At 68.3% G+C, this 18098-nt stretch carries 18 protein-coding genes; 6 read left to right on the top strand and 12 right to left on the bottom strand.

Annotation, left to right across the window (positions count from 1 at the left end):
* Positions 1–15: 15 nt before the first annotated feature.
* Positions 16–771 (bottom strand): winged helix-turn-helix domain-containing protein, encoded by a 756-nt coding sequence (locus WFM69_RS15100; protein ID WP_337006079.1) that lies wholly within the window; start codon positions 769–771, stop codon positions 16–18.
* A complete protein-coding gene (locus tag WFM69_RS15095; protein WP_337006078.1) occupies positions 768–2345 on the bottom strand; it encodes an FAD-dependent oxidoreductase in 1578 nt (525 codons plus the stop codon). The genes WFM69_RS15100 and WFM69_RS15095 overlap by 4 nt, the downstream gene beginning before the upstream one ends.
* Positions 2346–2557: 212 nt before the next feature.
* On the opposite strand from WFM69_RS15095, the gene WFM69_RS15090 reads away from it, so the two are divergent.
* Positions 2558–3910 carry a DUF349 domain-containing protein gene (locus WFM69_RS15090; protein WP_337006077.1) on the top strand — a complete coding sequence of 451 codons (1353 nt, stop codon included), beginning with the start codon at positions 2558–2560 and terminating at the stop codon, positions 3908–3910.
* 43 nt (positions 3911–3953) lie between these two features.
* Entirely contained in the window at positions 3954–4526 is a 573-nt protein-coding gene (locus WFM69_RS15085; protein ID WP_337006076.1) for a type IV toxin-antitoxin system AbiEi family antitoxin, read from the top strand.
* Here the strand turns inward: WFM69_RS15085 and WFM69_RS15080 are convergent.
* The 8 genes from WFM69_RS15080 to WFM69_RS15045 form a co-directional block, all read right to left on the bottom strand.
* Positions 4513–6765, bottom strand: a complete 2253-nt coding sequence (locus WFM69_RS15080) for a RelA/SpoT family protein (RefSeq protein WP_337006075.1) — start codon at positions 6763–6765, stop codon at positions 4513–4515. The two genes, WFM69_RS15085 and WFM69_RS15080, sit on opposite strands and share 14 nt — an antisense overlap.
* Before the next feature lie 68 nt (positions 6766–6833).
* A complete protein-coding gene (gene secF, locus WFM69_RS15075) occupies positions 6834–7823 on the bottom strand; it encodes a protein translocase subunit SecF (protein WP_337006074.1) in 990 nt (329 codons plus the stop codon).
* Entirely contained in the window at positions 7823–9571 is a 1749-nt protein-coding gene (gene secD, locus WFM69_RS15070; protein ID WP_337006073.1) for a protein translocase subunit SecD, read from the bottom strand. Before secD ends, secF begins: the two co-directional genes overlap by 1 nt.
* Before the next feature lie 55 nt (positions 9572–9626).
* Entirely contained in the window at positions 9627–10022 is a 396-nt protein-coding gene (locus WFM69_RS15065; protein ID WP_337006288.1) for a preprotein translocase subunit YajC, read from the bottom strand.
* Positions 10023–10100: 78 nt separating this feature from the next.
* Positions 10101–11126 (bottom strand): Holliday junction branch migration DNA helicase RuvB, encoded by a 1026-nt coding sequence (gene ruvB, locus WFM69_RS15060; protein WP_337006072.1) that lies wholly within the window; start codon positions 11124–11126, stop codon positions 10101–10103.
* Positions 11119–11739, bottom strand: coding sequence for a Holliday junction branch migration protein RuvA (ruvA, locus tag WFM69_RS15055; RefSeq protein ID WP_337006070.1), 621 nt, complete (start codon positions 11737–11739; stop codon positions 11119–11121). Before ruvA ends, ruvB begins: the two co-directional genes overlap by 8 nt.
* Before the next feature lie 9 nt (positions 11740–11748).
* Positions 11749–12333, bottom strand: a complete 585-nt coding sequence (gene ruvC, locus WFM69_RS15050; RefSeq protein ID WP_337006068.1) for a crossover junction endodeoxyribonuclease RuvC — start codon at positions 12331–12333, stop codon at positions 11749–11751.
* 45 nt (positions 12334–12378) lie between these two features.
* Complete coding sequence (locus WFM69_RS15045; RefSeq protein ID WP_337006066.1) at positions 12379–13140, bottom strand: YebC/PmpR family DNA-binding transcriptional regulator; 762 nt, start codon at positions 13138–13140, stop codon at positions 12379–12381.
* A gap of 86 nt (positions 13141–13226) precedes the next feature.
* Here WFM69_RS15045 and WFM69_RS15040 point away from each other — a divergent pair, with 86 nt between their 5' ends.
* Both WFM69_RS15040 and WFM69_RS15035 read left to right on the top strand, forming a co-directional pair.
* Complete coding sequence (locus WFM69_RS15040) at positions 13227–13913, top strand: dienelactone hydrolase family protein (protein ID WP_337006064.1); 687 nt, start codon at positions 13227–13229, stop codon at positions 13911–13913.
* Between the two features lie 213 nt (positions 13914–14126).
* The gene (locus WFM69_RS15035) at positions 14127–14528 is read left to right on the top strand and encodes a hypothetical protein (RefSeq protein ID WP_337006062.1); all 402 of its coding nucleotides are present in this window, start codon (positions 14127–14129) and stop codon (positions 14526–14528) included.
* Here WFM69_RS15035 and pdxT read toward each other — a convergent pair.
* Positions 14522–15133 (bottom strand): pyridoxal 5'-phosphate synthase glutaminase subunit PdxT, encoded by a 612-nt coding sequence (gene pdxT, locus WFM69_RS15030; protein WP_337006061.1) that lies wholly within the window; start codon positions 15131–15133, stop codon positions 14522–14524. The genes WFM69_RS15035 and pdxT overlap by 7 nt on opposite strands.
* Entirely contained in the window at positions 15123–16016 is an 894-nt protein-coding gene (gene pdxS / locus WFM69_RS15025) for a pyridoxal 5'-phosphate synthase lyase subunit PdxS (RefSeq protein ID WP_337006060.1), read from the bottom strand. Before pdxS ends, pdxT begins: the two co-directional genes overlap by 11 nt.
* Before the next feature lie 89 nt (positions 16017–16105).
* Between pdxS and WFM69_RS15020 the strand changes: the two genes are divergently transcribed.
* Together WFM69_RS15020 and pdxY are read left to right on the top strand one after the other, a co-directional pair.
* Entirely contained in the window at positions 16106–17413 is a 1308-nt protein-coding gene (locus WFM69_RS15020) for an aminotransferase class I/II-fold pyridoxal phosphate-dependent enzyme (RefSeq protein WP_337006058.1), read from the top strand.
* A gap of 46 nt (positions 17414–17459) precedes the next feature.
* Positions 17460–18098, top strand: a 639-nt coding sequence (pdxY, locus tag WFM69_RS15015) for a pyridoxal kinase PdxY (RefSeq protein WP_337006056.1), incomplete at its 3' end; no start/stop codon positions are given.

Here is an 18098-nt window from a genome sequence, read left to right as displayed (position 1 = left end):
CCGCCGGATCCCCCCTCACCGTTCGGTGACAGCCAGGCGATAGCCGCGTTTCACGACCGTCTGGACCAGTTCCCGACCGTCCAGCGACTCTCTGAGCCGTGCGATCGCGACCTCCACCGCGCGACCGCTCCGCTCGCGCCCGGGCAGCGATCGTCCGATCTCCGCACGAGACAGGACTCGACCCCGGGCGAGGAACAGCGCCTCGATGACTCCGCTCCCACCGCGGGACAGGGGGATGAAGTGCTCGTCCACGACCACACCGCCACTGCGCACTTCCAGGCGTCCCGCGTCAGTGGGGAGCGATGCCGAGCCTCCCTGGTAGTGGGCGACGACGGCGTGTGCGAGCTCCGCAGGGTCCGCGACGCGACGGGCAGGAAGCTCTGCTCTGTGCAGGCCGTCGGCATCCGCCGGATCACTCGTCACGAGGAGGAGCCGCCCGGCCTCTGCCCTTCGCCGATGAGTGTCGAGCACTCCGAGGACCTCGGCAGCCGCGATCCACGACGCAGCGGACGACGCGAAGACCACGGCATCCACTCCGCCCGAACCTGTGCGCAGTACCGCGCGCCGCAGCACGGCCGGCGCCGGGGCGCGGAGACGTTGCGGCGCGATCCGCGAGACCCGGGCGCCAGCACCGGCGAGGACCTGAGCCAGCTCGCGCACCGTTGTCCCGGCGCCGCGCGAACTCACAGGATCGTGTGCGGCGCTGTTGCCCGAGACGATGATCCTGCACCCGGCAAGGGCGGGGTCTCTCCCCTGAGGACCGGCGTTCATGCCGGGCTCTCCACGCGCAGGGGTGACTCACGACGTTCGTTCTCCATCCGCCGCGGATACTCGTTCCCTCGGTCGACGCCGATCGTGCGCGCGCCCGCCGGAGGCAGCTGGTGGCCGCTGGCGAGACCCGCCTCCCGCAGCCGCTCCCGGAGCGAGGACGACTGTTCCGGGAGGACGCCGTGCAGCTCGATCCCGTCGCCGGTCACGAAAGGCCGGAGCCCGAACGCCTCCGCGAGCCGGCCGATCGCCATGAGCTGGCTCGGCGAAAGCACGCCACCCGACGGAGACACCCGCACCGCGGCGATCTCGGTCGGTGGCCGCATCGTCGCTCCGCTCTCCTGTTCGCCACGTGCGTGAGACCCGTCCGATGAAGGCGTTCCGACCCGTCCCGACAACGTGCCGTAGTCCGTCGTGTCGCCCACGAGCACGCCACCCAGGAGGGTGCGTGCATCGCCGCTGAGCACGAGCCTGCGATAGGTGCCGGACATCGGGTCGTGATGAACGATGACCTCCGTCCCGTCCAGCTCCTGCGGCAGGGGGTCTCCGAAGAACGCGAGGTCGAGACCGGCGAGCCTCCGGTGCGCCCCCTTCGCGGATCCGGTGACACGGGATCCTCCCCCGAGCAGACGCTCCGCCGCCACCTCCGCCGTCTCACGCCGGGGACCTGCAGAGAGCCGTTCCGGCTGCACCCGAGCGACCTCGCCGATGGCGAAGATGTGCGGATCCGAGGTAGTGGACCCGTCATCGACGAGCACGCCACCGAGGGGATGCACATGCAGGCCGGCGTTCCGGGCCAGCTCATCCCGCGGGCGCACTCCCACCGTGAAGACCACGACATCGGCACGCAGGAAGGTACCGTCCTGGAACTCGAGGGCCGTCACCGCACCGGACTCGTCCGGGTCGAGTCGCGTTGTCCGCGTACGGGTGCGCACGGCGATACCCAGCCGCTCGACGGCACTCTGAACCATCCCAGCGGCCGTCGGGTCCAACAGCGTCGACAGGAGACGGTCGGGGTACTGCACCACCGTCACACCGAGCCCCAGGCCGTGCAGCACGGTCGCGGCTTCGACACCCTGCAGACCTCCCCCGATCACGGCAGCACGCAACGGGCGGCCGAGCGATCGGGAACGGGCGTCCACGAACGACCGCACCGACTCCGCGTCCTCGATCGTCCGCAGCACGAAGCAGCCGGGCAACCGCGCGCCGTCCACAGCGACCCGCGCCGCATACGCACCGGTCGCGAGCACGAGCCTGTCGTACGAGTAGGTGCGTCGAGACCGCGTGCGCACGGTCCGCGCCCTCGGGTCGAGGTGCAGCACCCGATCGTCGCGGATCAGGCGAACCCGGTCGTCGCGGAAAACGGAACGATCGAGCTGCAGCGCTGCGGTGTCTGCACCGGAGAGGACGTCGACGAGCGCCGAGCGATCATAGGGGCCGTACTCCTCGTCACCGATGACGGTCACCCGGACATCGGCACCGGGGTCTCGGAGCAGTCGCTCCACGAAGCGATGGGCGGACATCCCCGCGCCGACGACCAGGATCTCGCGCGCCGGGATCGAGCTGTCGTCCATCATGCTCCTGTCGACGGGAAGGGCTGTCGTGACCGCGACGATACGAGCCGGGTGTTTCCCGGAGATGACGGCGAGTGTTTCCTGCGTCGAAAGTTCTGCTCACGAATCGGTAACGACGGCACCTGACGGCGGGGCCTCACCCGCGGTGCTCCGGCGTACTAGGCTGAGCCTCGTCCTTTCCGCCTCCCGCGGCCCGACCGCGCAAGGAGAATCACGTGTCTGCCACCGAGCCTTCGAAGCCGACCCCGCCCGTCCCTGCACCGCCTGCCGTGCCCATGCCGCGAAAGGCGCCGACACCCGCGACCGTCGCGCCCGCGACCCCGACCCCAGCGTCCTCGTCGACGTCGGCGGAATGGGGCCGCGTCTCCGAAGACGGCACCGTCGAGGTCCGAGAGGGCGAGGTCTGGCGGATCGTCGGACAGTACCCCGACGGCACCCCGGACGAGGCCCTCGCCTACTTCGTGCGCAAGTTCGACGACATCGCCTTCAAGGTGCACGCGCTCGAACAGCGCCAGCAGGCCGGAGGCGCATCCGCGAGCGATCTCGCGAAGCAGGCGTCGCACCTGATCGAGGAGGCGACGGATGCCGCCGCCGTCGGCGACCTCGCCGGCCTGCGCGACCGTCTCACCACCCTGACCGCCTCGCTCTCGGAGGCGACCGAGCAGGAAGCGCAACAGGCGAAGGAACTCGTCGATCAGGCGATCGCCGAGCGAACTGCCCTCGTCGAGCGCGCCGAGGCGATCGCCGCCCGCGACCTCAGCAAGGTGCAGTGGAAGCAGGTCACGGCCGAGCTGGGCGAGCTGTTCGACGCCTGGCAGGCGCAGCAGCAGAACGGCCCGCGACTGTCCAAGGGCATCTCGCAGCAGCTCTGGAAGCGTTTCCGCGATGCGCGAGCCGTCGTCGACAAGCAGCGCCGCGCGTTCTACTCCGAGCTCGACGACGCGCACAAGGCCGCCCGCGACGCCAAGTCGCGCCTGGTCGAGCGCGCCGAGGCTCTCGCACCGCGCGGCACCGATGGCATTCCCGCCTACCGGACGCTGCTCGACGAGTGGAAGGCATCAGGGCGCGCAGGTCGCAAGGCCGACGACGCGCTCTGGGCGCGCTTCAAGGCCGCCGGTGACGCGCTCTACGCGGCCCGCGCCGAACAGGCTGCCGCCGAAGAGGCGGACTCGGCCCCCAAGATCGAGGCGCGCCAGGCTCTCCTCGAGGAGGCGAAGGCCGTCGCCGATGAGTCGAACATCAAGCGCGCCCGTGCGCTTCTCACGCGCATCCAGCGCCAGTGGGATGAGATCGGTCGCATCTTCCCCCGGGAGAAGGAGCGTGCGCTCGACGACAAGCTCCGCACCATCGAGCAGGCGTTGAAGGCGCGTGAGGATGTGGACTGGAAGAAGAACAACCCCGAGACCAAGGCGCGCGCCAACGACATGAGCTCGCAGCTCCTCGAGGCCATCGAGAAGCTCGAGGCCGAGGTCGCTGCGGCGGAGAAGTCCGGGGACAAGAAGGCCGCGAAGGCTGCGGCGGATGCGTTGGAAGCGCGCCGGGCCTGGCTGAACGCTCTCGGCGGCTGATCGGTTCTCCACAAGTCGCCTGCGCGAACGGAAGACGCGGGGTGTGCTGCGCCAGACTGGCGTGGTGCACCCCGCGTTCCTGTATCGCCCCGGCGGACGACTGAGCCAGCCCGAACTCTGTGCGGCGTGCATCGACGGTCATGTCGTGGAGCTGGGCGATGCCTACATCCCGGCGGATCTGGTGGAGACTGCGGATGTCCGCGCAACCACGATCGCCCACCTGGTGCAGCCGGGCTCCGCCGCGTGCGGGCCCACAGCAGCTTGGATCCACGGCGCCGGCGACGCGCCTCCCGCGATCCACCACGTGAGACGCTGCGTCGAGCGCCGACTGAGACCCGTGACCAACGCGCGACTCGTCTTCCACGACACGGTGCTTCCGGAATCCGATGTCGTCCTTCTCGGCGGCATCCCGGTCTCGACGCCGGCGCGCACGATGCTCGATCTCGCAACGACCCTGCATCGCGACCCCCGGGTGCGCACCTGGATGGACCGACTCGCCCGCGCGTGTCCCACCGCGCCCGCCGACGCCGTCGTCGCGCTGCAGGACATGAAGCGCGTCCCCGGAAGCCGCACCGGCATGGCCGCGCTGGAGCGGCTCGCCGTCAGGATGACGTGACGCGATAGACGTCGTACACGGCGTCGATCCGTCGGACCGCGTTGAGAACCCGGTCCAGATGCACCGCATCCCCCATCTCGAACACGAAACGGCTCAGGGCGAGGCGCTCGTCGGTCGTCGATACCGTGGCTGAGAGGATGTTGACGTGGTGCTCGCTCAGCACTCGCGTCACATCCGAGAGCAGACCGGAACGATCGAGTGCCTCGACCTGGATCTGCACGCGGAAGACGCTCTTCGTCGTCGGCGCCCAGGATACCTCGACGAAACGGTCCTGCTCCCCGCTCAGCGCCTTCACGTTGACGCAGTCGGCGCGGTGCACCGAGACGCCGCTCCCCCGCGTCACGAATCCCACGATCGGGTCACCGGGAACCGGCGTGCAGCACTTCGCGAGCTTCACGAGAATGTCGTTCGCGCCGCGCACCAGCACCCCGGAATCGCCGGAGCGCGGCTCACGGGTCGGGACACTGCCGGGCAGGTCGATGGCACCGGTCGTGGTGTCGTTCGCCGCCACGAGGGCGGTGACCTTCTCGAGCACGGACTGTGTGGAGACGTGGCCCTCGCCGACCGCCGCATACAGCGCGGAGACGTCTTCGTAGTGCATCCCGCGCGCAACCTCGGCGAACGAGTCGTGACTCATCAACCGCTGCAGGGGCAGGTTCTGTCGGCGCATCGCACGGGCGATGGCTTCCTTCCCCTGCTCGATCGCCTCCTCGCGGCGCTCCTTCGTGAACCACCCGCGGATCTTGTTGCGGGCGCGGGTACTCGCCACGAAACCGAGCCAGTCCTGGCTGGGGCCCGCGTCGGGGTTCTTCGAGGTGAACACCTCGACGACGTCACCGCTCTTGAGCTCCGACTCCAGCGGTACGAGGCGTCCGTTGACCTTCGCCCCCATGGTGCGGTGGCCGATCTCGGTGTGCACGGCGTAGGCGAAATCGACCGGCGTCGCGCCGGCCGGAAGCCCGATCACGCGCCCCTTGGGCGTGAAGACGTAGACCTCCTTCGCACCGATCTCGAAGCGCAGCGAGTCGAGGAACTCACCGGGGTCTGCGGTCTCGGCCTGCCAGTCGGAGATATGCGCGAGCCACGCCATGTCGGTGTCGGAGGCGCGGACCTCGGTCTTGCCGCCGCCGTTCATCCGCTCCTTGTACATCCAGTGCGCCGCAACGCCGTACTCGGCCTGCTGGTGCATCTCGTGCGTACGGATCTGGATCTCGACGGTGCGCCCGGCGGGGCCGATCACCGTCGTGTGCAGCGACTGGTAGAGGTTGAACTTCGGGGTGGCGATGTAGTCCTTGAATCGCCCGGGGAGCGGCGTCCAGCGTGCGTGGATCGCGCCGAGGACCGCGTAGCAGTCGCGCACCGAGGCGACCAGGACCCGGATGCCGATCAGGTCGTAGATGTCGTCGAACTCGCGGCCGCGGATGACCATCTTCTGGTACACCGAGTACAGCTGCTTTGGCCGTCCGACGACCTTTCCGCGAATACGGAGGTCGCGCAGATCCTCATCGATCTCTTCGACGACCTGGTTCAAGTACTTCTCGCGCTGGGGGGTGCGCTGGGCGATGAGGCTGTGGATCTCGTTGTAGATCTTCGGGTGCAGCACCGCGAACGAGAGGTCCTCCAGTTCGGACTTGATCGCCTGGATTCCGAGTCGGTTCGCGAGAGGGGCGTAGATCTCCAGCGTCTCCTTGGCCTTCTTCGCCGCCTTCTCCGGCGGGACGAAGCCCCAGGTGCGCGCGTTGTGCAGCCGGTCGGCGAGCTTGATCAGCAGCACGCGGATGTCCTTCGACATCGCGACGATCATCTTGCGCACGGTCTCGGCCTGCGCGCTCTCGCCGTACTTGACCTTGTCGAGCTTCGTGACGCCGTCGACGAGCATCGCGACCTCGTCGCCGAACTCGGCGGTCAGGTCGGTCAGCGCGTAGCCGGTGTCTTCGACGGTGTCATGCAGCAGCGCCGCGGCGATCGCCCTCGGACCGAGCCCCAGCTCCGCGAGGATCTGTGCGACCGCGAGCGGATGGGTGATGTACGGTTCGCCGCTCTGCCGCTTCTGACCCTCGTGCTTCTCCTTGGCGACCGCGTAGGCACGCTCGATGACGGAGAAGTCGCCCTTCGGGTGGTTCGCCCGTACCGTGCGGATCAGGTTGTCGAGGTCGTTGATCCTCGACGCGCGAGAGAAGATGCGGGGAACCAGCCGTCGCAGACTCGAACCCTGCGATGACGTCTGCGGTTCCGCCATCAACTCACCTCCCAGATCAGTTCATCCTACGCGTGCTGTGCGGGACGAGCTCCCGCTGAGGAGACCGATCAGACCTCGACGGCCGCCTTGCTGCGGGCCGCACGGATGCGGGCATCGCGCGCCTTGAGCTGCGGCTCGTTCTCGCGGAACAGCGAGTAGAGCGGGGCAGCCACGAACAGCGTCGAGTAGGTCGCGACGAGGATGCCGACGAAGATCGAGAGCGAGATGTCGGTGAGCGACTCGGCACCGAGCCAGAAGGCGCCGATGAAGAGCACCGCGCCGACCGGCAGGGCGGCGACGGCCGAGGTGTTGATCGATCGCACGAGCGTCTGGTTGACCGCGAGGTTCACCGATTCGCCGAACAGACGGGCAGACTTCTCCCCGTCTTCCGTCGTGTTCTCTCGGATCTTGTCGAACACGACCGTGGTGTCGTACAGCGAGTACGCGAGGATCGTCAGGAAGCCGATCACGGCAGCGGGCGAGATCTCGAACCCGGCCAGCGCGTAGACGCCGACCGTGATCACGAGCACATCGAGCAGGCCGATGATCGCCGCAGCAGACATCTTCCACGTGCGGAAGTAGATCGCGAGGATCAGGAAGGTCAGCGCCAGGAAGATCGCGAGACCCCAGAGGGACTGCTTCGTGACGTTCTCGCCCCAGGCCGGGCCGATGAAGGACGACGTGACGTCGGACGGCTCGACACCGTATGCCTTGGCCAGCGCCTCGCCCACCTGCTGCGTCTCAGCGGCACTCATCTGGTCGGTCTGGACCCGGATGTCCTTGCCGTTGACGACGACGACCTTGGTAGCGGCGCCGGGCACCACCGACTGCACGGCGGTGGTGGCCGTGTCCTGATCCAGAGTGTCGGGCGCCTGCACCGTGAACTGCGAGCCGCCCGTGAACTCGATCGAGAACTGGACGGGGCGGAACAGCGGCACCAGGGCCGAGCCCACGACCAGTGCGATCGCGATGATGAACCACAGCCGGCGGCGGCCGACGAACGGGAAGGATGTCTTCCCCGAGTAGAGGTTGTTGCCGAACTCATTCATGGAAGGCATCAGGCGTCTCCCTCACTTCCGGCGTTCGTGGGTTTCTCGCCCGCGAGGGCTTCGGCGCGCTTGCGTTCGGCGATGGTCTGTCTGCGGTCGGCCTCGCCACGGGAGCGGGCGTTCTTCGCGCCACGGCCGGCGGATGCGGTCGCGACCTCGCGGAACTGCGACCGGCTGCGGTACACGGCGCCGAGCGCCTCGGGATCCAGCCCGGACAGCTTGTGCCCGCCGCCGAAGAACCGGGTGCGCGCCAGCAGCTGCATGACCGGGTGGGTGAAGATCACGAAGATGAACACGTCGATGAGTGTCGTGAGCCCGAGCGTGAACGCGAAGCCCTTCACCGTGGCGTCGGCCAGGATGTACAGCACGAGCGCCGCCAGGATGTTGATCGACTTCGAGATGTAGATCGTGCGCTTCGCACGACCCCAGCCGTCCTCCACCGCAGCGGTGATGGACTTGCCGTCTCGGAGCTCATCTCGTATTCGCTCGAAGTACACGATGAACGAGTCGGCCGTGAATCCGATCGACACGATGAGACCCGCGACACCGGCGAGCGAGAGGCGGAAGCCGATGCGCCACGCCAGGATGCAGATGATGATGTAGGTCAGCACCGCCATCACCGCGATCGACGCGATGATCACCGAGCCGAGGGCGCGATAGACGATCAACGAGTAGATGGCGACGAGCGCGAGACCGATGAGGCCGGCGATCAGGCCGATCTGCAGCTGCTGGGTACCCAGTGTGGCCGAGATGGTGTCGGAGCTCTGCACCGTGAAGCTGAGCGGCAGGGCGCCGAACTTGAGCTGGTCGGCGAGCGTGGTCGCACTCTCCTGCGTGAAGCTGCCGGAGATGCTGGGGCGACCGTCGAGGATCTGCCCGTTCATCCGCGGAGCGCTGATCACGTTGCCGTCGAGGACGAAGGCGAACTGGTCGCGCGGGCTCAGGCCGTCGATGCGGTTCTGGTTGAGTCGCGTGCTGACCTTGCCGAACGCGTCTGCACCCTCGCTGTTCATGGTGAGCTGCACGATCCACGCGCCCGACTTCGGGTCGCGACCTGCCGAGGCGTCGGTGATGGCCGTGCCGTCGAGTTCGGCCGGGCCGAGCAGGTACTTCGCGGTGCCATCCGCCGAGCACGCGATGAGCGGCTCGTCCTTCGGAGCACGAGCGGGATCGTTGTCCGGGTTCGCGCAGTCGTACGCCTGGAACTCGGCCGCGAGCTTCTCCGTCACCCAGGACAGGTCGCTCGCATCCGTCGGCGCCGCCGTCGGGGTGGAGTTCAGCGAGTCGTCGGGCGTCGGGTACGGAGTCTCGTTGCCGTCGTCGCCGACGAACGAGGTGCTGGCCGCCGTCGTGTAGAGCACCGGACGGAACTCGAGCTGCGCACTCGACTGGATCCGCTCGCGGGTCTGCGCATCCGCCTCGCCCGGGATCTGGACGACGATGTTCTGCCCGCCCTCGGTGGTGATGTCCGCCTCGGCGACACCGGAAGCGTCGACGCGCTGACGGATGATCGCGGCGGCCTGATCCAGCTGCTCCTGCGTGGGAGCGGCGCCATCCTCCGTCTCGGCGCTCAGAACGATCTGCGTTCCGCCCTGGAGGTCGAGAGCGAGCTCAGGAGTCCAGGAACTCGCGGGGTTCCCGTCGCCGTCCTTGAAGACGTAGACGCCCAGAGAGTTGATGCCGAAGAGCACGCCCGTCACGAGGAGCAGGCCGAGGAGGACCCGCCAGGCGTGACGGACGGGAGAGGATGAAGCCACGTGTGTTCAGCTTTCTGGAAGGACGGGGATCCGAGCGGTCGCGCCGACCGTGGACTTACTTGTCGTCGGCGTCACGCTCGAGACGAGCGCGCGTCTCCTCAGGGGTCTCGACGGCAGGAGCGGCGGTCTCGTCGGCGACGTGGTCGTCGACCTCATCGACCGGAGCCTCGATCACGGCGTCCTTGGGCTCGACGACGCGCAGGATGGCCTGGCTGTGCACGTCGATGATCGTGCCGGGTGCGATCTCGACGAGCGCCGGGGTGTCGAGGTCGTCGGGGTCGTACGACACGATGGTGCCGTAGATGCCGCCCTGCAGGAGCACCTTGGCGCCGGGGACGGTCTTGGTCGCCTTCTCCTCCTGCTCTGCCTTCATCTGCTTCGTGCGCTTGCGCGTGTTGAAGATCATGAAGACGAGGAGGACGGCGAGAAGGCCGAAGAGCAGGAATTCCATGGGCATGGGGGAAGCGCCTTTCTCAGGTGCACGCTCCAGCCTTTGGGCGCGCGAAGGTAACCGGGAAGTCTTCAGCGATTATAGGTCATCCAACTTAAGCATCCCGTCCGGATGTGCGACACCCAGATGCGCGTACGCCTCGGGCATCGCCACACGGCCGCGGGGCGTGCGTCCGAGGAATCCGATGCGCACGAGGTACGGCTCCACGACGCTCTCCACGGTCTCGGCCTCCTCGCCTACCGCGACCGCCAGCGTGCTGAGTCCGACCGGCCCTCCGCGGAACCGTCTGACGAGCACTTCCAGCACCGCACGGTCCAGGCGGTCGAGGCCGATCGGATCCACGTCGTAGAGCTCCAGCGCGGCGCGGACCTCGTCGATGGTCGCCGCTCCCCCGCCGTGCACGAGCGCATAGTCGCGCACCCGTCGAAGGAGCCGGTTCGCGATGCGGGGCGTGCCCCGGGAGCGGCGCGCGATCTCGGCGAGTGAATCGCTCGGAAGATCCACACCGAGCACGGCAGCCGATCGCCCGATGACCTGCTCCAGTTCCGCCTCGTCGTAGAACTCGAGGTGTCCGGTGAAACCGAAGCGGTCGCGCAGCGGGTTCGGGAGCAGTCCAGAACGCGTGGTCGCTCCGACCAGGGTGAACGGGGACAGTTCGAGCGGGATGCTGGTCGCCCCCGCGCCCTTGCCCACCATGATGTCGATCCGGTAGTCCTCCATCGCGAGATAGAGCATCTCCTCCGCCGAGCGGGCCATGCGGTGGATCTCGTCGATGAATAGCACCTCCCCGGGGACGAGGCTGGACAGCAGCGCCGCGAGGTCACCCGCATGCTGGATCGCCGGGCCGCTCGAGAGTCGGAGCGGACGCTCGCTCTCGTGGGCCACGATCATCGCAAGGGTCGTCTTGCCGAGTCCCGGAGGACCGGCCAGCAGGATATGGTCGGCCGGCCGACTCTGGATGCGCGCGGCCTCGAGCAGCAGCTGCAGCTGCCCGCGGACCTTCTGCTGTCCGACGAACTCGCCGAGGCTGGTGGGTCGCAGAGCGCCCTCGATCGCGAGCTCCGTCTCGTCGGAGGGCTCCGTGGCGTCGAGCTCTTCAGACACGCGCCTGGCCTCCCTGCGCCGGGCCCAGGAGCGCGAGCGTGCGGCGCAGGAGCGCGGCCACGGACGCGCGCTCCGCATCCGTCGCATCTTCCGCCGTCTGGGCGGCCGCTTCCGCAGCGACCTTCTCCGACCAGCCGAGGCCGACCAGCGCCGTCGTCACCTGGGCGATGACGTCGCCCCCGCCCGACACGGCCGCCTTCGCGGGTGCCGCGACAGCCTGGACCTTGCCTGCGAGTTGCACCACGATGAGCTTCGCGGTCTTCGGGCCGATGCCCGACACGCGCCGGAACGGGGCATCGTCTTCCGCCGTGACCGCCTCGGCGATCTGATCGACGGTGAGATGCGAGAGCACGCCGAGCGCCGACTTCGGCCCCACGCCGGTGACACTGATGAGGAGTCCGAAGATCTCCAGCTCACCGCGATCGGCGAAGCCGAACAACGAGAGGGAGTCTTCCCGGACGATGAGGCTCGTGTGCAGGAGGAGCTTCTCCCCCACGGTAGCCGTATGGGCGACGTCCGCGGGGACGGCGACGGAGAACCCCACCCCTCCGACATCGATGACGACCTGATCGGACGCCGCATGCAGGACGACACCGTGCAGAGAAGAGATCATCCGTTCAGCCTACGGGGTCGCTCGTAGATATGTTCGACCGACACGCTTCTCGGCCTCTGCCCATGCGCGCTGTGCGGGAGTGAGCGCGCCCGAACCCGATGCGGTCGCTCCGCCCCGACGCCAGGCGTGGCAGAGGGCGATCGCGAGTGCATCTGCCGCGTCCGCGGGCTGCGGTGGAGCATCCAGACGCAGGATCCGGGCGATCATCGCCTGCACCTGACGTTTGTCGGCGGAGCCGTAGCCCGTGACTGCCGCCTTCACCTCGCTCGGCGTGTGCGTGGCCGCAGGAAGACCCGACTCTGCGGCGATGAGCAGCGCGATTCCGCTCGCCTGCGCGGTGCCCATCACGGTGTGCGTGTTCTGCTGAGCGAAGACCCGCTCGACAGCGACGGCATCCGGACGATGCTCGGCGATCACGCTACGGATTCCCGCCGCCACGATCGCGAGACGATCCCCGATCTCCGCGTCTGGAGCGGAACGGATCACTCCGACATGCACCAGGGTGCCCCGGCGCGAGCGGTCGACGTCGACGATGCCGACTCCGCACCGGGTGAGGCCCGGGTCGATGCCGAGCACACGCAGGGAGGAGGTCACTCCCCCAGGCTATGCGTCCGCACCGACACCGGCCCTTCGGCGCGCCTAGGCGTCGTCGTTCTCCAGCTCGGCCTGCACCTCGGGGGTCAGGTCGAAGTTGGTGAACACGTTCTGCACGTCTTCGCTGTCCTCCAGCGCGTCGATGAGACGGAAGATCTTGCGCGCGGTGTCGGCGTCGATCTCGACCTTGAGGTTCGGGACGAACTCCACGTCGGCCGACTCGTAGTCGATCCCGGCATCCTGAAGTGCAGTGCGCACGGCGACCAGATCCGTCGCCTCGGTGATGACCTCGAACCCTTCCGCGTGCGGCTCGATCTCCTCGGCACCCGCCTCGAGTGCCGCCATCATGACGTCATCCTCGGTGGTGCCCTCGGAGCCGACGACGATGACGCCCTTGCGGCTGAAGTTGTAGGCGACGCTGCCCGGGTCGGCCAGCGTGCCGCCATTGCGGCTGAGCGCCGTGCGCACCTCGGCAGCCGCGCGGTTCTTGTTGTCGGTCAGACACTCGATCATGAGAGCAACGCCGTTGGGCCCGTAGCCTTCGTACATGATCGAGAGGTACTCGACGGCCTCGCCGCCGATGCCCGCACCACGCTTCACCGCGCGGTCGATGTTGTCCTTGGGGACAGACGTCTTCTTCGCCTTCTGAACGGCGTCGAACAGCGTCGGATTGCCCGCGAGGTCAGGTCCGCCGAGCTTCGCCGCAACTTCGATGTTCTTGATGAGCTTGGCCCACGACTTGGCACGGCGTGCGTCGATGACCGCCTTCTTGTGCTTCGTGGTCGCCCACTTGGAATGCCCGGACATAAGTCTCCGCTCGTCGTATCCGCGTGAGCTCGCGCTCAGCGCGTCGTCCATTCTATCGAACGGCGCGAGTGGAGCAGGATGGATGCATGCGCCGATCGCGACACATCGCCCCTGCCTCCCGCTCATCGGACGTGCGCGACGGGGAGCCGACCCCGGCCGACTCCTTGCGCTACCTCGTCCATCTTCCCGACGACTACGACACCGATCCGGACAAGCTCTGGCCCCTCGTGCTGTTCCTCCACGGAGCCGGTGAGCGAGGTTCCGACCTCGACAGCGCCGCCGTGCACGGTCCACCGAAGCTGGCGGATGCCGGTCACGAGTTCCCGTTCGTCCTGGTCACACCGCAGTGCGCCGAGTCGAGTCAGTGGGTCGCCGAGCTCTCGACGTTGTCTGCCCTGCTCGACGAGGTCGGCGCGACGCACCGCATCGACCCGTCCCGCGTGTCGGTGACCGGACTCAGCATGGGTGGATTCGGGACCTGGAGCCTGGCGGTGCGCTACCCCGATCGGTTCGCCGCGATCGCTCCGGTCTGCGGCGGGCTGTGGATGCAGAGCGCCGCACCGATCCGTCATCTGCCCGTCTGGGCGTTCCACGGCGACGCCGACGATGTCGTGCCGATCGCCGCCACGGAGCAGATCGTGACCGAGTTGGAGGCGCTCGACGCCGATGTCCGGTTCACGCGATATGCGGACGTCGGTCACGACTCCTGGACGGAGACCTACGACAACCCCGAGCTATACGACTGGCTGCTCGCCCACCGGCGCGCGCCCTGATGCACCGGCGGGACAACACGGCAGGATGAACGCAGGCGCCGACCGGCTCCGGCCTGAATGGGCCCCGCTCCCGGTCGCCCTCCGCACCCGGATCATTGATGCGATCGGCGGCCGATTCGTCAGCGATGCGCCCACACATGGCGGGTTCAGCGCCGCGTACGCAGGCGTGGTCACGACCACCGCGGGGCGGGCCTTCGTCAAGGCCTACCCGACTTGGTCGGCATCGAGCAGGACTTCGCGGAGGCGGTCCGCGGCGACAGGATCGTGCACGATGACGTGCGTGCCGACAACATCCTCATCCGCGATGGGTGGGCACACCTCCTCGACTGGCCGCACGCTCGACGTGGAGCCGCCTGGATCGATCTGCCGTTCCTGCTTCCCAGCATCGAAGCCTCGGGTGGCCCGCGCTGCGAAGATGCGTGGACGGTCTTCGAAGAGCACGGCGCACCCGCCCAGGAGACCCTGCTCCCCGTGGCCTCCCTCTTCGCGTCCTACCTCTGGCACGCGCAGGCACAGCCCGAGATTCCCCAGCTGCCCGGACTCCGATCTTTCCAGCGCGCACAGGCGATTCCCGCTCTGCGCTGGGTGTCACGGATGCTCGCTCGGAATCAGTGAGAACGCACCCCGGCGTAGGCGGTCGCCCTGTCGAGGAAGCGGGAGTGGAAGCGGGTCTCACCGTCGACCTCGGGGTGGAAGCTCGTGCCGAGAAGGCTTCCCTGCTCGACCGCGACGACCGTCCCATCGCTCAGGGAGGCAAGGACCTCGACCGCAGCACCCACCCGCTCGACGACCGGCGCACGGATGAACGTGGCCTTGACGGGCGGCTCGCCCAGCAGCGGCACATCGAGTTCCGTCTCGAACGACTCGGTCTGACGACCGAACGCGTTGCGCCTCACAACGACGTCCATGCCGCCGAAGGACTCCTGACCGTCGATGCCGTCGAGCACGGTGTCAGCGAGGAGGATCAGCCCTGCGCACGTGCCGTACACGGGCATCCCGGCGTCGATCGCGGCACGGATCGGTCGTTGCAGCTCGAAGATGCGCGCCAGCTTGTCGATCACGCTCGATTCCCCGCCAGGGAGGACGAGGCCGTCGACCGAAGCCAGCTCCTCCGGACGGCGCACCAGCACGACGTCGGCGCCCAGGTGCGAAAGCAGGGCGGCGTGCTCGCGCACGTCGCCCTGCAGCGCGAGGACACCGACCCGGGGACTACCAGCCACGCTCGGCGAGACGGTGCGGCGCGGGAAGGTCGCTGACGTTGATGCCGACCATCGCCTCACCGAGGCCACGAGACACCTCGGCGACGACCTTGGCGTCGTCGAAGAAGGTCGTCGCCTTCACGATCGCCTTCGCCCGCTCGGCCGGGTTGCCCGACTTGAAGATGCCGGAGCCGACGAACACACCATCGGCGCCGAGCTGCATCATCATCGCCGCGTCGGCCGGGGTGGCCACGCCTCCGGCGACGAAGAGCACGACAGGGAGTTGGCCGGTCTCGGCGATCTCGGCGACCAGCTCGTACGGTGCCTGCAGCTCCTTCGCCGCGACGAAAAGTTCGTCCTTGGGCAGCGCGGTGAGAGCGGCGATCTCGCCCCGGATCTTGCGGATGTGCTTCATCGCCTCGGAGACGTCGCCGGTGCCGGCTTCACCCTTCGAGCGGATCATCGCCGCGCCCTCGTTGATGCGGCGAAGCGCTTCACCCAGGTTGGTGGCGCCGCACACGAACGGCACGGTGAACCCGTATTTGTCGATGTGGTTGACGTAGTCGGCGGGCGAGAGCACCTCGGACTCATCGATGTAGTCGACGCCGAGCTCCTGCAGCACCTGCGCCTCGACGAAGTGGCCGATGCGCGCCTTCGCCATGACCGGAATCGAGACGGCATCGATGATGCTGTCGATCATGTCGGGGTCGCTCATGCGCGAGACGCCGCCCTGCGCACGGATGTCGGCCGGCACGCGCTCGAGCGCCATGACGGCGACCGCGCCGGCGTCTTCAGCGATCTTCGCCTGCTCTGCAGTGACGACGTCCATGATGACGCCGCCCTTGAGCATCTCGGCGAGGCCGCGCTTGACGCGCGAGGATCCGGTGATGTTCTGCTCGGTCATGGGGGCTCCTGTCGGATGATCCGAAGTCGGGATTGATCTAGATCAAACATAGCACTGTCGCATTCGACCTAGAATCGCTGAGGAGAACCATGAGCGACCAGATCACAGGCACCACCGCGGCGGAGATCGCCGACAGCGTGCGCGCGCTGCGCGACCGTGGCGTCCTCCAACCCGGGAGTGTGCTGCCGCCCGTGCGTGAGCTCGCCGCGAGCCTCGGCGTCAACCGCAACACCGCGGTCGCCGCCTACCGACAGCTCGCTCAAGCAGGTCTCGTGCTCTCGCGCGGCCGCGCCGGGACCATCGTCGCCGGCCTCGAATCGGTGGCGCAGGAGGGGTACGCCGCCGACACCGTGCTGCGCGACATCGGCACCGGCAACCCCGACCCGCGACTCATCCCCGACCCGGCCCCCGCGCTGATGACGATCGCCTCGCGCCCCGTGCTCTACGGCGAGCCCGTGATCGACCGCGGCCTCGACGAGTGGGCGCGTGCGTGGATCGCCACAGACCTGCCCGACGTCGACTTCCGCATCACGATCACCAGCGGCGCCGTCGACGCCGTCGAACGACTGCTCGCGCAGGCCCTGATGCGGGATGACGCCGTGGCTCTCGAAGATCCCTGCTTCCTGGCGAGCATCCACACCGTGCGCCTCGGCGGCTATCGCGCCGTTCCGGTGCCGGTCGACGAGCAAGGAATGACCGTCGAGGGTCTGCGCGCCGCCCTCGACGCCGGCGTCCGTGCCGTGATCTGCACGCCACGCGCCCAGAACCCGACCGGCGCGAGCCTCACCGCAGAACGAGCCGCAGAGCTCCGCGCCGTGCTGGCCGACCACCCGTACGTACTGATCATCGAGGACGACCACTTCTCGATGCTGTCGCAGCGCCCGTACGAGTCTCTGATCGGCCCCGGCCACAAGCGGTTCGCGCTCGTGCGGTCGGTGTCGAAGTTCCTCGGTCCCGACATGTGCCTCGCGATCGCCGCCACGGACGCCGAGACCGCAGAACGTCTCGCGATGCGCCTGAGCCCCGGGACCACCTGGGTCAGCCACCTGCTCCAGCGTCTCGCCCTGACCCAGCTGACGGATCCCGACGTTATGGCCGATGTCGCCGCGGCGGCCGCGCACTACGCCGAACGCAATTCCGCCTTCGCCGCACGACTGCGCGCGAGCGGGATCGACGCCACCGCGTCCGACGGACTGAGCCTGTGGGTCGCGCTCGCGCAGCCCGCGCGCCTCGTCGCCGATCGACTGATGCGGCGCGGTTGGCTCGCCCGCACCGGCGACGACTTCGCACTCGACGACCGGGCTGAGCCTTCCCCTCACCTGCGCCTGACCGTGCATGATCTGTCCGACGACGACGCGGAGACCCTCGTCGCCGACCTCGTCGCCGCCGGACGATGACCACCCGTCGCGGACAGTCGTCCGCACCGAACGAAAGAGTCGGAGAATGAAGATCCTCTCCATCCAGTCCGCCGTCGCCTACGGTCACGTCGGCAACTCCGCCGCCGTCTTCCCCCTGCAGCGCATCGGTGTGGACGTGCTGCCGGTCTACACGGTGAACTTCTCCAACCACACCGGATACGGTGCCTGGCGTGGCCCGCTGATCGCTCCCGACGATGTGCGCGACGTCATCACCGGCATCGAGGAGCGCGGCGTCTTCGGCCAGATCGACGCGATCCTCAGCGGCTACCAGGGCGGCGAGGGCATCGGCGACGTGATCATCGACGCCGTCGCCCGCGTGAAGTCCGCGAACCCGAAGGCGGTGTACGCCTGCGACCCGGTCATGGGCAATGCCAAGTCGGGGTGCTTCGTCGCCCCGGCCATCCCCGTGCTGCTGCGCGAGCGGGTCGTCCCGGTCGCCGACATCATCACTCCGAACCAGTTCGAGCTCGGCTTCCTCACCGACACGGAGCCCGACACGCTGGAGTCGACGCTCGCCTCGGTCGACCTCGCCCGAGCGATGGGCCCGCGCACGGTGCTCGTCACGAGCGTCGAGCGCCCCGACCGCGAGGAGGGCACGATCGAGATGCTCGCTGCCGACGACGAGCGCGCATGGATCGTGCAGACCCCGCACCTGACGATGAAG

The sequence above is a fragment of the Microbacterium sp. LB12 genome (assembly GCF_037150835.1).
Taxonomy (GTDB): Bacteria; Actinomycetota; Actinomycetes; order Actinomycetales; family Microbacteriaceae; genus Microbacterium.
Note: the sequence above shows the minus strand (reverse complement) of the source record. Positions and strands in the feature narration are given on the sequence as shown.

Bases quoted from the DNA above. Each gene is read 5' to 3' on its own strand.
- WFM69_RS15100 (WP_337006079.1), bottom strand. From the start codon at position 771: ATGAACGCCGGTCCTCAGGGGAGAGACCCCGCCCTTGCCGGGTGCAGG.
- WFM69_RS15095 (WP_337006078.1), bottom strand. From the start codon at position 2,345: ATGATGGACGACAGCTCGATCCCGGCGCGCGAGATCCTGGTCGTCGGC.
- WFM69_RS15080 (WP_337006075.1), bottom strand. From the start codon at position 6,765: ATGGCGGAACCGCAGACGTCATCGCAGGGTTCGAGTCTGCGACGGCTG.
- secF (WP_337006074.1), bottom strand. From the start codon at position 7,823: ATGCCTTCCATGAATGAGTTCGGCAACAACCTCTACTCGGGGAAGACA.
- WFM69_RS15065 (WP_337006288.1), bottom strand. From the start codon at position 10,022: ATGGAATTCCTGCTCTTCGGCCTTCTCGCCGTCCTCCTCGTCTTCATG.
- ruvA (WP_337006070.1), bottom strand. From the start codon at position 11,739: ATGATCTCTTCTCTGCACGGTGTCGTCCTGCATGCGGCGTCCGATCAG.
- WFM69_RS15045 (WP_337006066.1), bottom strand. From the start codon at position 13,140: ATGTCCGGGCATTCCAAGTGGGCGACCACGAAGCACAAGAAGGCGGTC.
- WFM69_RS15040 (WP_337006064.1), top strand. From the start codon at position 13,227: ATGCGCCGATCGCGACACATCGCCCCTGCCTCCCGCTCATCGGACGTG.
- pdxS (WP_337006060.1), bottom strand. From the start codon at position 16,016: ATGACCGAGCAGAACATCACCGGATCCTCGCGCGTCAAGCGCGGCCTC.
- WFM69_RS15020 (WP_337006058.1), top strand. From the start codon at position 16,106: ATGAGCGACCAGATCACAGGCACCACCGCGGCGGAGATCGCCGACAGC.